Origin of the sequence: Pseudomonas sp. BP8, assembly GCF_017875955.1 — a bacterium.
Lineage (GTDB): Bacteria > Pseudomonadota > Gammaproteobacteria > Pseudomonadales > Pseudomonadaceae > Aquipseudomonas.
In genome coordinates, this window is the sequence record NZ_JAGINK010000001.1 from 602064 (window position 1) to 615496 (window position 13433).

Here is a 13433-nt window from a genome sequence, read left to right on the forward strand (position 1 = left end):
GCTTTTTTGCGTCAATGCACTGTCATGTTTTTGTAATACGGGACCGCTAGGGTGTGCGCATGAATGATCTGGCCAACTCCACCATGACCCAAAATTCTGCTCCGGTGCGGATTGATTTCAATACGCCCGAGTTGCAACGCAAGCGCCGTATTCGCGCCCTCAAGGATCGCCTGACCCGCTGGTATGTACTGGTGGGCGGGCTTGCCGTGCTGGCTGCGATTACCCTGATCTTCTTCTACCTGGCCTATGTCGTGCTGCCGCTGTTCCAGGGCGCCGAACTGACCAGCAAGAAGGCCCTGGAGCCGACCTGGCTGCAGCAGGACGCCGGCAAGCCACTGATGATTGCCCTCGAGGAGCAAAACCTCGTCGGCATGCGTGTGTCCGACAAGGGCCAGGCGCTGTTCTTCGACACCAAGACCGGTGCCGAGGTGAAGCGCGTCGACCTGCCACTGCCAGCAGGCACTCAAGTGTCCTCGATCGGCAGCGACCAGCCGGGCAGCCCACTGATCGTGCTGGGCCTTTCCAACGGCCAGGCCATGGTGTTCAACCACAGCTACAAGATCACCTACCCGGACAACAAGAAGACCATCACCCCTGGCATCGACTTCCCGTACGGTCAGGCGCCGTTTGCGTTGGACCCGCAGGGCCGTGCGCTCGAGCACGTCAGCGTCAACATCAATGGTGAGACCCTGACGGTCGCCGGCTCGCACGGTTCGCAGTTGCTGGTCACCCAACTGACCCGCGAAGAAAACATGATGACCGGTGAGGTCACCAGCGAGCAGACCAACATCGACCTGCCGCAGATGACCGAACCGGTCAAAGCCATCTACATCGATCCGCGCCAACAGTGGCTGTACGTGGTCAACGGCCGTGCCCAGGCCGACGTCTTCAGCCTGCGCGACAAGAGCCTCAACGGTCGCTACAAGCTGCTGGACGACGGTCAGGCCGAAATTACCGCCAGCACCCAGCTGGTCGGCGGCATTTCGCTGATCTTTGGTGATTCCAAGGGCGGCCTGAGCCAGTGGTTCATGGCCCGCGACCCGGATGGGGAGCAACGTTTCAAGCTGATCCGCAGCTTCCAGATGGGCACTGCGCCGGTCGTGCAGATCGACGCTGAAGAGCGCCGCAAGGGCTTCATCGCCCTGGACAGCGCCGGTCAGCTGGGTGTGTTCCACAGTACCGCGCATCGCACCCTGCTGGTCGAGCCGGCCGCCGAAGGCGCGGGCATCCTCGCCCTGTCGCCGCGCGCCAACCGCATCTTCATCGAGGAAGGCGGCAAGCTGCTGCCGCTGAGCCTGAAGAACCCGCACCCGGAAGTGTCCTGGAGCGCACTGTGGAGCAAGGTCTGGTACGAAAACTACGACGAGCCCAAGTACGTCTGGCAGTCGACTGCCTCGAACACCGACTTCGAGCCTAAGCTGAGCCTCTCGCCGCTGACCTTCGGTACCCTCAAGGCCGCGTTCTACGCAATGATCCTGGCCGCACCGCTGGCCATTGCCGCTGCGATCTATACCGCCTACTTCATGGCCCCGGGCATGCGCCGCAAGGTCAAGCCGGTGATCGAGCTGATGGAAGCGATGCCGACGGTGATCCTCGGCTTCTTCGCCGGCCTGTTCCTCGCGCCCTACCTCGAAGGCCACCTGCCGGGTGTGTTCAGCCTGTTCCTGCTGATGCCGGTCGGCATCCTGGTCGCCGGCTTCACTTGGAGCCGCCTGCCCGAGTCGCTGCGCCTGCGCGTCCCGGATGGCTGGGAAGCGGCGATCCTGATTCCGGTGATCCTGTTCACCGGCTGGTTCGCCCTGTACATGAGCCCGTTCATTGAAACCTGGTGGTTCGGCGGCGACATGCGCCTGTGGATCAGCAACGACCTGGGCATCACCTACGACCAGCGCAACGCCCTGGTAGTCGGTATCGCCATGGGCTTCGCGGTGATTCCGAACATCTACTCGATTGCCGAAGACGCCGTGTTCAGCGTGCCGCGCAGCCTTACCCTGGGCTCGCTGGCCCTCGGTGCAACACCGTGGCAGACCCTGACCCGCGTGGTCATCCTGACCGCCAGCCCGGGGATCTTCTCGGCGCTGATGATCGGCATGGGCCGTGCGGTGGGCGAAACCATGATCGTGCTGATGGCCACCGGCAACACCCCGGTCATGGAAATGAACCTGTTTGAAGGCATGCGTACCCTGGCTGCCAACGTCGCGGTGGAGATGCCCGAGTCGGAAGTCGGCGGCAGCCACTACCGCGTGCTGTTCCTCGCTGCGCTGGTACTGCTGATGTTCACCTTCGTGATGAACACCCTGGCCGAGCTGATTCGTCAGCGTCTGCGCAAGAAATACTCGTCGCTTTGATAGAAAGGTAGAGATCCGTGAAAAAGGATTCCCTCAAAGGCTGGTTCAAGAGCGGCGCCCCCGGCGTCTGGATCAGCGGTGGCGCGGTTGCCATCGCCGTGATCATGACCGTGGGCCTGCTGGCGGTGATCGCCGTGCGTGGCCTGGGCCACTTCTGGCCGGCCGACCTGATCCAGGCCACCTACAAGGTGCCGGGCCAGGCTGATCATGTGGTTGTTGGTGAAGTGGTACAGAAAGAACAGGTGCCGCTGGCGCGTCTGAAAGGGGCCGGTCTGCCGGTGCCTGAGGATGGCCCGGAGTTCATGACCCGCGAGCTGGTCAAGGTTGGTAACCGCGACCTCAATGGCAGCGACTTCACCTGGGTGGTCGGCGACTGGCTGGTGGATCAGACCACCCCCGCCGAGTTGATCGCGCTGGAGCGTCGCGAGTGGGGCAACTTCTACGGCTACCTGGTCAGCGTCAAGGAAAACGGCAAGGTAGTTGCCGAGGGCCAGGCCGCCTGGGGCGAACTGCAGGCGCGCCTCAAGCGTGCCAGCAAGCTGGCTGGCGAGCTGCAGACCCTCGAGAAGAAAGACATCGGTGCCATCAACCATGGCCTTGAGCGCCTGCGTCTGCACAGCCGCAAGCTGGAACTCGACGGCAAGCTGGACGCCGCTGCGCAGGCCGACATGGAGTCCGAGCGCGCCGAGTTGAACAACCGCTACAAAGCCATTGAAGAGCGCCTCGGTGCCCTGCACAGCGACTTCAGCCGCGACAGCCTGGTGGCCCGTGACGGCAACGGCCGCGAAGTCGAGATCAACCTGGACAAGGTCGTCCATGCCTATCAGCCAAACGCGATGGGCACCTTCACCAAGCTGACGACCTACTTTGCCAAGGTGTGGGAATTCCTCAGTGATGACCCACGTGAGGCGAACACCGAGGGCGGGATCTTCCCGGCGATCTTCGGTACCGTGATGATGACCCTGATCATGGCCGTGATCGTCACCCCGTTCGGCGTGCTGGCTGCGGTCTACCTGCGTGAATATGCACGCCAGGGCCCAGTCACCCGGCTGATCCGCATCGCCGTGAACAACCTGGCGGGCGTACCGGCGATCGTTTACGGCGTGTTCGGCCTGGGCTTCTTCGTCTATGTACTGGGCGGTTCGATCGACCGGTTGTTCTTCCCTGAAGCATTGCCGGCGCCGACCCTGGGTACGCCAGGCCTGCTCTGGGCCTCGTTGACCCTGGCCCTGCTGGCCGTGCCAGTGGTAATTGTGGCCACTGAAGAAGGCCTGGCGCGGATCCCGCGGACTGTGCGTGAAGGCTCGCTGGCTCTTGGCGCAACCAAGGCCGAGACCCTGTGGAAGATCGTCCTGCCGATGGCCAGCCCGGCCATGATGACCGGCATGATCCTCGCCGTAGCCCGCGCCGCCGGTGAAGTGGCGCCGCTGATGCTGGTGGGTGTGGTCAAGCTGGCGCCGGCGTTGCCGGTAGACGGTAACTACCCTTACCTGCACCTTGACCAGAAGATCATGCACCTGGGCTTCCATATCTACGACGTCGGCTTCCAGAGCCCCAACGTCGAGGCCGCGCGGCCGTTGGTGTACGCCACCGCGCTGCTGCTGGTAATGGTCATCGCCACCCTCAACCTCTCGGCGGTGTGGATCCGTAACCACCTGCGCGAGAAGTACAAGGCGCTCGACCACTAAGCCTGATCCACAAGCGTGCCGCCCGCGAGCCGGGCGGCCCTTTGACACGAATTGATAGCGTATGGAGTTGACCATGCAGCAAGAATCCCACGCCCGCGGCATCGACATGTCGGCCCTGGGTCGCGACAAGCAGGGCCTGCGCCTGGCCGAAGAAACCGTGGCCATCGAAGTGCCTGGCCTGTCCCTGTTCTACGGCGACAAGCAGGCGCTGTTCGACGTCAGCATGAACATCCCCAAGCAGCGCGTGACTGCCTTCATCGGCCCGTCCGGCTGCGGCAAGTCGACCCTGCTGCGGACCTTCAACCGCATGAACGACTTGGTCGATGGCTGCCGCGTCGACGGCGCGATCAACCTGTACGGCAACAACATCTACCGTAAGGGCGAAGACGTCGCCGAGCTGCGTCGCCGGGTTGGCATGGTGTTCCAGAAGCCTAACCCGTTCCCAAAGACCATCTACGAGAACGTCGTGTATGGCCTGCGCATTCAGGGCATCAACAAGAAGCGCACCCTTGACGAGGCCGTCGAGTGGGCACTGAAGGGCGCGGCCCTGTGGGATGAGGTCAAGGACCGCCTGCACGAGTCGGCGCTGGGCTTGTCTGGTGGTCAGCAGCAGCGTCTGGTGATTGCCCGGACCATCGCCGTCGAGCCAGAAGTACTGCTGCTCGATGAGCCATGCTCGGCACTCGACCCGATTTCGACCCTGAAAGTCGAAGAGCTGATCTACGAACTGAAATCCAAGTACACCATCGTCATCGTTACCCACAACATGCAGCAGGCGGCGCGCGTCTCCGACTACACCGCGTTCATGTACATGGGCAAGCTGATCGAGTTTGGTGATACCGATACACTGTTCACCAACCCCTCGAAGAAGCAGACCGAAGACTACATCACCGGTCGCTACGGCTAGTAGCAGCAGCTAGCTGCAAGCTTCAAGCTGCAAGAAGCGGCGAGCGTGAAGCCCGGGAACGACACGAACAACTTGAAGCTTGAAGCTTGCAACTTGAAGCTTTTTCGCGGAGCGAAAGCATGATCAACAAAGAAAGCCTTACCCATCACATCTCCCAGCAGTTCAACGCCGAGCTGGAGGAGGTTCGCAGCCACCTCCTGGCGATGGGCGGGCTGGTCGAGAAGCAGGTCAACGACGCCGTCACGGCGCTGATCGAGGCCGACTCGGGTCTGGCCCAGCAGGTGCGTGAAGTCGACGAGCAGATCAACCAGATGGAGCGCAACATCGACGAGGAATGCGTGCGCATCCTCGCCCGTCGCCAGCCGGCGGCCTCCGACCTGCGCCTGATCATCAGCATCTCCAAGTCGGTGATCGACCTCGAGCGCATCGGTGACGAGTCGACCAAGATCGCCCGCCGAGCCATTCAGCTGTGCGAAGAAGGCGAGTCGCCACGCGGCTACGTCGAAGTGCGCCACATCGGTGACCAGGTGCGCAACATGGTCCGCGATGCGCTGGACGCCTTTGCCCGCTTCGATGCCGATCTGGCCCTGTCGGTAGCCCAGTACGACAAGACCATCGACCGTGAGTACAAGACCGCCCTGCGTGAGCTGGTCACTTACATGATGGAAGACCCACGGTCGATCTCGCGCGTGCTCAGCGTTATCTGGGCCCTGCGTTCGCTGGAGCGTATCGGCGACCACGCGCGCAACATCTCCGAACTGGTGATCTACCTGGTACGCGGCACCGACGTCCGCCACATGGGCCTCAAGCGCATGAAAGCGGAAGTTGAAGGCACTGCAGGCCGAGAGGGCGAAGTCGCTAATGTTCCGGCGCAATCGGACGATAAATAGTACTGCTCCCGAGCATGAACGCCCGGCCTAGTGCCGGGCGTTTTCGTTTGCGGTCGAGCAGCCAACAGGCACCCGCGAACAGTGTTAGCAGTCTTGGCGTGACCGCTTCGTGGCATATGGCCACCAGTCAGCGGTATGCTAGCCAGGATCAAGAGGAGTGTTGATGAGTAAAGTCAATGTGCTGGTTGTGGATGACGCCCCCTTCATTCGTGACCTGGTTAAGAAATGCCTGCGCAATGCCTTCCCTGGGATGGTCATCGAAGACGCGGTCAACGGCCGCAAGGCCATGGCCCTGTTGAGCAAGGACCGCTATGACCTGGTCCTGTGCGACTGGGAGATGCCGGAGATGTCAGGCCTCGAGTTGCTCACCTGGTGCCGTCAGCAGCCAGAGCACAAAGCCCTGCAGTTCATCATGGTGACCAGCCGCGGCGACAAGGAAAACGTCATCCAGGCGATTCAGGCCGGGGTGTCCGATTTCGTCGGCAAGCCGTTTACCAACGAGCAGTTGCTGAGCAAGGTGAAGAAGTCCCTGACCAAACTCGGCAAGCTCGACAGCCTGATGGCCGGCGGCGCGGCGCGGGTCAACTCGGCGTTTGCCAATGACTCGCTGAGCGCGCTGACCGGTGGCCGTCCTGAGACGGCCAAGGTTGCGCCTGCGGCCAAGCCGCTGGTCAGTGCGCCGGCGCCCAAGCCTGCGGCTGCAGCTGCGCCGAGCGGGCGTGGGCAGGGCCAACTGCGTTTGGCCAGCGGTTCGCAGGCCTGCGTGATCAAGGCGTTGAGCCTCAAGGAAGCGCTGCTGGTGGTGCGCCGCAGCGCCAACCTGCCGCAGGTACTGGAAGGTGCAGTGCTTGACCTGGAGCAGGGTGAAAACGCCGAGGTGGCACGGCTGAACGGCTACCTGCATGCAGTGGCAGCGCTGGAGCCAAAACCTGACAGCGACTGGTTGCAGCTGACCTTCAAGTTTGTTGACCAGGATGCGCAGAAGCTCGACTACCTGTCGCGGTTGATTGCTCGCGGAACGGCGCAGAAGCACTTTATTCCTGGTGCTTGATTGCGCTTGTGTCTGTACCGGCCTCTTCGCGGGTGTACGACCGGAGACATCCTTTACATCTTAAACCGGGGACATGGTTTACACATTTGAGGCTTGAACGCGGTTTTCACCCCGTTCCAGCCTCCCCAGGAGATGGTCACACAGAAACACATCCCAAATATCATCCTCCACCTCTTTCAGGCCAATCCTCTCGCCAGACAAGGCCTCGCTGATGAACAGCAGCTTGCCTTTCCACTTGATCGAGCCATTTTGCCTGACACTGCGGACAGCCATTTCGGCGGGATACTCCACGACAGGCAGACATCCGGGGTAAGGCCGATTGGATGGTACATACAGCTCAAATGGACGCTTCATCCCCAGTGCTTCGTGGGGACGGACATAGTTGAATTCGTGGCGGAAATGCTCAAGCAACAATTGTTGATGGATCAGATTGTGACCCAGAGGCAGTTCAAGCTTCATGCTGCGATGCATCCGCTCGTGACGACCATTCTGATCTGGGCGCGCGGGAGCGGTCCGTTCGGGAAAAATCCCGAGGCGGATCAACCAAACAGCGATAGTGGACATCCTTGCCAGCCCGACTGAAGCAAATGGGCTGCCGTTGTCAGAGCGGATTACCTCTGGCATTCCATGCTCCTGAAAAAGCCACTCAAGCGTCTGTATGACCGGCTGCGTCATGATGTTCTTGTGGGCTTTGCAGGCCAAGAGGAGGCGCGAGGCGTGGTCCGTGACTGTTAGCGGGTAGCACCACTGGCCGTTGAGCATTTTGAACTGGCCCTTGTAGTCGATGCACCAGGTCTTGTTCGGCTCGTTGGCCTCTCTCATCTTTGTGGGGCTTTTCCCGTATCGCCGCTTTGGCCCACGTTTGTGAACCATGCCCAGTCGGTCTAGCCACTGCCCTGCGGTGCTCGGGGACGGCCAGTCAACGGATGGATCTTCAAGGCGCAACAGCTCAATGAGCTTCTTGGGGCCCCATTTGTCGTGCGCTTCTTTCATCGCAACAATGCGGGCCAACAGCTCATCACTTGTCTTGTTAGGACTGTTGTCGGGACGCCGTGAGGCATCGGACAGCGCTTCAACGCCGCCCGCAGAATATCGCGATATCCATTTGTCGATCGTGGGGCGGCTGACGTTGTACCGGCGAGCAAGCTGACTCTTGGTGTAATCACCGGAAAGCCATTCGCCAATCAATCTGACTCGTTGATCCATGGGGGACTCTTGGTTCCAGGGCATGATCAAATACCTCCTGATCATGCGTATTAGCCTGTAAACCATGTCCCCGGTTTGAAATGTAAACGATGTCTCCGGTTTGTACCCGGGGCAAGCCCGCTCCTACAGGGACTGCGGCGCCCAAAAAACCTGTAGGAGCGGGCTTGCCCCGCGAAGAGGCCGGCACTGACACCCGCTCACCCGACCAACTGCACATCTTGTCGCTGATCCGGCTGCTAGGCTTCGACAGATCTCACCTGTCAAAAAGCCACTATCATGTCCAGCCGTCTGTTGTTGCTCTGTGTCTTGCTCACGGCGTCGGCGTCGAGCGTGGCCATGACCCTCTACAAAACGACCGATGCCTACGGCGTGGTGTCCTACTCCGATCGCCCCAGCCTGGGCGCCAAGCCGCTGGTTCTGCGCGATTCAATGGTCGAGCGGCTCGACAGCCAGGTGCACCTCGACGCTGAGGCCTTTGCCGGCGGTGTGCGCTTCATGGCGCGCAATCAGCTGTTTGCGCCGGTCGAGGTCGAACTGCGCCTGCAAGGCTTGAGCAATGCCTTGGGCAGCAACGCACCGCGGATCGTGCGCAAGGTGCTCCCGGCGCGCTCGACGCAAATGCTCACCGTGGTGATGACACGGCCAGGTGCGCAGTTGGGCTACCAGACCAAGTTGAAATACGCCATGGGCAACCCGGGGCAAAGGCCCCAGGCCTTCCGCTACGCGTTTCCCTGGCACGGCGGGCCGTTTCGTCTGACCCAGGGGCCGAATGGGCGCTACAGCCATTTTGGCGCCAAAGGGCGCTATGCAATGGACATTGCCATGCCGGAAGGCACGCCAATCATTGCCGCCCGGGGCGGGGTGGTGGTGAAGATCGAGAACAGCCAGAGTGGGCGCGGCACCCATCCTTCGGGCAACTTCGTGCGCATCCTGCACCCCGACGGCACCATGGGCGTCTACCTGCACCTGCAGCGCGGGTCGGTCATGGTGGGTGAGGGGCAGCGGGTGCTGCAGGGGGAGCGGCTGGCCAAGTCGGGCAACACCGGCAACAGCAGCGGGCCGCACCTGCATTTCGTGGTGCAGCGCAATGTCGGCCTGGCGCTGGAGTCGATCCCGTATCAGTTCGACAAGCCCCTTGGCGGGTTGCCCAACTTCACCGCGGGCAACCCCTGAAAGCTTGAGACCGCTCCCACAGGGTATATGCGATCACCTGTGGGAGCGGCGTTGTGTCGCGAAAGGGCCGCGCAGCGGCCCAAATGGCTCAGTCCAGTTTCAGAACCTTGGCCAGGACAATCTTCGGCCCTTTCATCTTCTTGATGATGATCCGCAGCCCTTCGACCTCGAGCAGTTCCTCTTCCTCAGGCACCCGCTTGAGCGTCTCGTAGACCAGCCCGGCCAGCGTTTCGGCCTCGATGTGGTCCAGGTCGACACCGAGCAGGCGCTCGACCTTGAACAGCGGCGTATCGCCGCGTACCAGCAGCTTGCCCGGCTGGTAGGCGAGGATGCCGCGTTCGGTCTTGCGGTGTTCGTCCTGGATATCGCCGACCAGCACTTCCAGCACGTCTTCCATGGTCAGGTAACCGATCACCTTGCCATCGGCTTCCTCGACCAGCACGAAGTGCGCGCCACCCTTGCGGAACTGCTCGAGCAACTGCGACAGCGGCATGTGTCGGGACACGCGCTCCAGCGGGCGGCACAGCTCTTCAAGGTCGACGATGCCCGGGATATGGTCAAGATCGGCCAGTTCCAGCAGCAGGTCCTTGATGTGCAACAGACCGGTGAATTCTTCGCGCTCGGCGTCGTACACCGGATAGCGGCTGAACTTGTGCCGGCGGAACATCGCCAGGATTTCCTTGAGCGGCGCCTTGGCGTCGAGGCTGATCATGTCTTCGCGGGAGTTGGCCCAGTCGACCACTTCCAGCTCGCCCATCTCGACGGCCGAGGCCAGCACGCGCATGCCCTGGTCGCTCGGGTCCTGGCCACGGCTGGAGTGCAGGATCAGCTTGAGCTCTTCACGGCTGTAATGGTGCTCGTGGTGCGGGCCAGGCTCGCCTTGGCCGGCGATGCGCAGGATGGCGTTGGCGCTGGCGTTGAGCAGGTAGATGGCCGGGTACATCGCCCAATAGAACACGTACAGCGGCACAGCCGTCCACAGCGACAGCAGTTCGGGTTTGCGGATCGCCCAGGACTTGGGTGCCAGCTCGCCGACCACGATGTGCAGGTACGAGATCACGAAGAACGCGACGAAGAACGAAACGCCTTTGATCAGTTCCGGGCTGTCGACGCCGAAGTAGGCCAGCAGCGGCTCGAGCAAGTGCGCGAAGGCCGGTTCGCCGACCCAGCCAAGGCCCAGCGAGGCAAGGGTGATACCCAGCTGACAGGCCGACAGGTAGGCGTCCAGCTGGTTGTGCACCTTGCGCAGGATGCTGCCGCGCCAGCCATGCTGCTCGGCAATCGACTCGACCCGGGTCGAGCGCAGCTTGACCATGGCGAACTCGGCGGCAACGAAGAAGCCGTTGAGCAAGACCAGGAACAGTGCAAAGAGAATCATGCCGAAGTCGGCAAACAGGGAGGTGAAGCTGATACCAGGGGAAGGGTCCATGATGGAGTTTTACGGGGTCCGTCTTCAAAAAGGATGAAAAAGAAGTGCCAGCAGGTGCTGGCACAGGACAGCCAATGTAGCGGCTGAGCCCGCAAAAGCAAAGAGTTGTTCAGCGCATCGGTCGCGGGCGTGTGGGAGCGGCCCCTCGGTATCAGGCCTTGCCCATCACCACCTGGCTCGGCGCAAAGTGGCAGGTAAAGGTACTGCCATGGCCCGGCACGCTGCTGATCTCCAGCCGCCCACGATGGCGCAGCAGCACATGCTTGACGATCGCCAGTCCCAGGCCGGTGCCCCCGGTATTGGAGTTGCGGCTGGAGTCGACCCGATAGAAGCGTTCGGTCAGTCGCGGCAAGTGCTTGGCGTCGATGCCCATCCCGGAATCCTGCACCGAAAGGTGCGCGCCTTGCTCGTCGGCCCACCAGCGGATGCGAATATTGCCTTCATCCTGGGTGTACTTGACCGCGTTGAACACCAGGTTGGAAAACGCGCTGCGCAGCTCCGACTCACTGCCCTTGAGCGAGATGCCCGGGGTTGCCTCCAGACTGATGCGCTGGTTGCGTGGGCCGGACAGCGCCTGGGCATCGCCCTTGATCGACGCGAGCAAGGCATCCACCGACACCGGCTGGTTGTCCGAGGGGTAGTCGGTGGCCTCGAGCTTGGCCAGCAACAGCAAGTCATTGAGCAGCGTCTGCATGCGCGAGCCTTGCTGGCTCATCTGCTGCAGCGCGCGGGTCCAGCGCGGATTGACCTCTTCGACGTTGTCGAGCAGGGTCTCCAGGTAACCGGCGATCACCGTCAGCGGCGTGCGCAGCTCATGCGAGACGTTGGCGATGAAGTCCTTGCGCATCTGCTCGAGCTGGTGAATGCGGGTGACATCGCGTACCAGCATCAAGTGCTCGTTGTTGCCGTAGCGGGTGATGTGCAGCTGGACCCGCAGGCGGTCGTTGATCGGCGAGGGGATCTCGAGCGGCTCGAGGTAGTTCTCTGCCTCGAAGTACTCCTTGAAACGCGGGTGGCGGACCAGGTTGGTCACCTGCTGGCCACCGTCCTGCGGGGTCTTGAAGCCCAACAGGGTTTCGGCGGCGCGGTTCCACCATTCCAGGTTGCCATCGCTGTCGAGCATGATCACCGCATCGCGCAAGGCGGCGGTGGACTCCTGGACGCGATCGATCACCGCTTGCAGACGCCCGCGCACACGCTGGTCGCGGCGCTGCAGGTGGTAGATGCTGTCGAACACCTCGCCCCATAGGCCATAGCCATCGGGCGGTGCTTCATCGGGTTGGTGATTGCGCAGCCAGTCGTGCAGGCGCAGTAACTGCTTGAGTGTCCAACCCAGGTAGAGCGCCAGGCCGATGGCCAGGCTCCAGCCGTAATAGCCAGTGACCAGCCCCCCGATCAGGCAGACGCTGATCAGCAGGAGCAGGTGGCGAATCAGGGTCGCGTGCCAGTTCTGGTTCAATTGTGACAGTCCTTGTACAGCGTGCAGCCAGTGCTCAGGCTTCGATCAGCTCTTGGTCGAGAAGCGATAGCCGGTACCGCGGACGGTTTGTACCAGATTTTCGTAGGCTTCACCCAGTGCCTTGCGCAGGCGACGGATGTGCACATCAACGGTGCGTTCTTCGACGTAGACGTTGCCGCCCCAGACCTGGTCGAGCAGTTGACCGCGGGTGTAGGCGCGCTCCTGGTGGGTCATGAAGAACTGCAGCAGGCGGTACTCGGTAGGGCCCATCTCGGCGGGCTTGCCGTCGATGGTCACGCGGTGGCTGATCGGGTCGAGCAGCAGGCCTCCGACTTCGATCGGTGCTTCCGTGTCGCTTGGCCCGGTACGGCGCAGCACCGCCTTGAGGCGGGCGACCAGCTCGCGCGGCGAGAACGGCTTGGTGATGTAGTCGTCGGCGCCGACTTCCAGGCCCTGGATCTTGTTGTCCTCTTCACCTTTGGCGGTGAGCATGATGATCGGGATGTCGCCGGTCAGCTCATCGCGTTTGAGGCGGCGGGCCAGCTCGATCCCGGAAGTGCCCGGGAGCATCCAGTCGAGCAGGATCAGGTCAGGCTTGCGGTCGACGATGATCGCGTGGGCCTGTTGCGAGTTCTCCGCTTCCAGGCAGTCGTAGCCGGCCATTTCCAATGCAACGGCGATCATTTCGCGAATCGGTGCTTCGTCGTCGACGATCAGAATGTTCCTGCCAACCATGCTCAAAACCTCTCCTGGATTCGGTGTCGTGGCCCGCATTAGATAACGGAATTATTGCAGTCGTGTGACATGTCGTGGGCCGTTGCGGCAAGTATCGGTGGCTGAGCTAGGCTTTAGCTCCCACCCCCGAACAAAAACGGTGAAATCCAATGACACGAAAAACGCTGAACTGGATGGCCCTTTTCGCTGTGCTGGCGCTGCCGGGAGTGGCATCCGCCCACCATGCCATGGAAAAGGATGGCATGTGGGTCGATCATGACGGCATGACGCTGTACACGTTCGACAAGGATGCCGGCGGCAAGTCCATGTGCAATGGCGATTGTGCGAAGAACTGGCCGCCGTTGATGGTCAAGAAAGATGACGAAGCCGCCAAGGGCAAGTGGACCCATGTCACCCGCGACGATGGCAGCATGCAGTGGGCATATGACGGCAAGCCGCTGTATACCTTCGTCAAGGACAAGAAGGCTGGGGAAACCACTGGTGATGGCATGAAAGACGTCTGGCACGTGGCCAAGCCCTGATATTGCCGGGGGGCTGTGCAGCAGCC

Annotated in this window: 11 protein-coding genes; 7 read left to right on the top strand and 4 right to left on the bottom strand. The window is 61.7% G+C overall.

Annotated elements, in window-relative coordinates:
* Positions 1-59 precede the first annotated feature (59 nt).
* The 5 genes from J3B00_RS02635 to J3B00_RS02655 all read left to right on the top strand — a co-directional run bounded on the left by J3B00_RS02635 (position 60) and on the right by J3B00_RS02655 (position 6884).
* Complete coding sequence (locus tag J3B00_RS02635) at positions 60-2348, top strand: ABC transporter permease subunit (protein ID WP_209863280.1); 2289 nt, start codon at positions 60-62, stop codon at positions 2346-2348.
* A 17-nt stretch (positions 2349-2365) separates the two neighbouring features.
* Positions 2366-4036 carry a phosphate ABC transporter permease PstA gene (pstA, locus tag J3B00_RS02640; RefSeq protein ID WP_209863285.1) on the top strand — a complete coding sequence of 557 codons (1671 nt, stop codon included), beginning with the start codon at positions 2366-2368 and terminating at the stop codon, positions 4034-4036.
* A 73-nt stretch (positions 4037-4109) separates the two neighbouring features.
* Complete coding sequence (gene pstB / locus J3B00_RS02645; RefSeq protein ID WP_209863289.1) at positions 4110-4943, top strand: phosphate ABC transporter ATP-binding protein PstB; 834 nt, start codon at positions 4110-4112, stop codon at positions 4941-4943.
* 119 nt (positions 4944-5062) lie between these two features.
* Positions 5063-5833 (top strand): phosphate signaling complex protein PhoU, encoded by a 771-nt coding sequence (gene phoU, locus J3B00_RS02650; protein WP_209863291.1) that lies wholly within the window; start codon positions 5063-5065, stop codon positions 5831-5833.
* Positions 5834-5996: 163 nt separating this feature from the next.
* Positions 5997-6884 carry a response regulator gene (locus tag J3B00_RS02655; protein ID WP_209863294.1) on the top strand — a complete coding sequence of 296 codons (888 nt, stop codon included), beginning with the start codon at positions 5997-5999 and terminating at the stop codon, positions 6882-6884.
* 78 nt (positions 6885-6962) lie between these two features.
* Here J3B00_RS02655 and J3B00_RS02660 read toward each other — a convergent pair whose 3' ends face one another.
* On the bottom strand, positions 6963-8090 hold the full coding sequence (locus tag J3B00_RS02660) for a DDE-type integrase/transposase/recombinase (RefSeq protein ID WP_245362473.1): 1128 nt from the start codon (positions 8088-8090) through the stop codon (positions 6963-6965).
* 276 nt (positions 8091-8366) lie between these two features.
* On the opposite strand from J3B00_RS02660, the gene J3B00_RS02665 reads away from it, so the two are divergent.
* Positions 8367-9263, top strand: coding sequence for a peptidoglycan DD-metalloendopeptidase family protein (locus tag J3B00_RS02665; RefSeq protein ID WP_209863300.1), 897 nt, complete (start codon positions 8367-8369; stop codon positions 9261-9263).
* Positions 9264-9351: 88 nt separating this feature from the next.
* On the opposite strand, the gene J3B00_RS02670 is transcribed toward J3B00_RS02665, so the two are convergent.
* The 3 genes from J3B00_RS02670 to phoB all read right to left on the bottom strand — a co-directional run bounded on the left by J3B00_RS02670 (position 9352) and on the right by phoB (position 12886).
* On the bottom strand, positions 9352-10692 hold the full coding sequence (locus J3B00_RS02670; protein WP_209863304.1) for a hemolysin family protein: 1341 nt from the start codon (positions 10690-10692) through the stop codon (positions 9352-9354).
* Positions 10693-10843: 151 nt separating this feature from the next.
* On the bottom strand, positions 10844-12160 hold the full coding sequence (phoR, locus tag J3B00_RS02675) for a phosphate regulon sensor histidine kinase PhoR (protein ID WP_209874540.1): 1317 nt from the start codon (positions 12158-12160) through the stop codon (positions 10844-10846).
* Between the two features lie 36 nt (positions 12161-12196).
* Complete coding sequence (gene phoB, locus J3B00_RS02680) at positions 12197-12886, bottom strand: phosphate regulon transcriptional regulator PhoB (protein WP_008091627.1); 690 nt, start codon at positions 12884-12886, stop codon at positions 12197-12199.
* 149 nt (positions 12887-13035) lie between these two features.
* Here phoB and J3B00_RS02685 point away from each other — a divergent pair, with 149 nt between their 5' ends.
* A complete protein-coding gene (locus J3B00_RS02685) occupies positions 13036-13407 on the top strand; it encodes a hypothetical protein (protein WP_209863307.1) in 372 nt (123 codons plus the stop codon).
* The last annotated feature ends 26 nt before the right edge of the window (positions 13408-13433 follow it).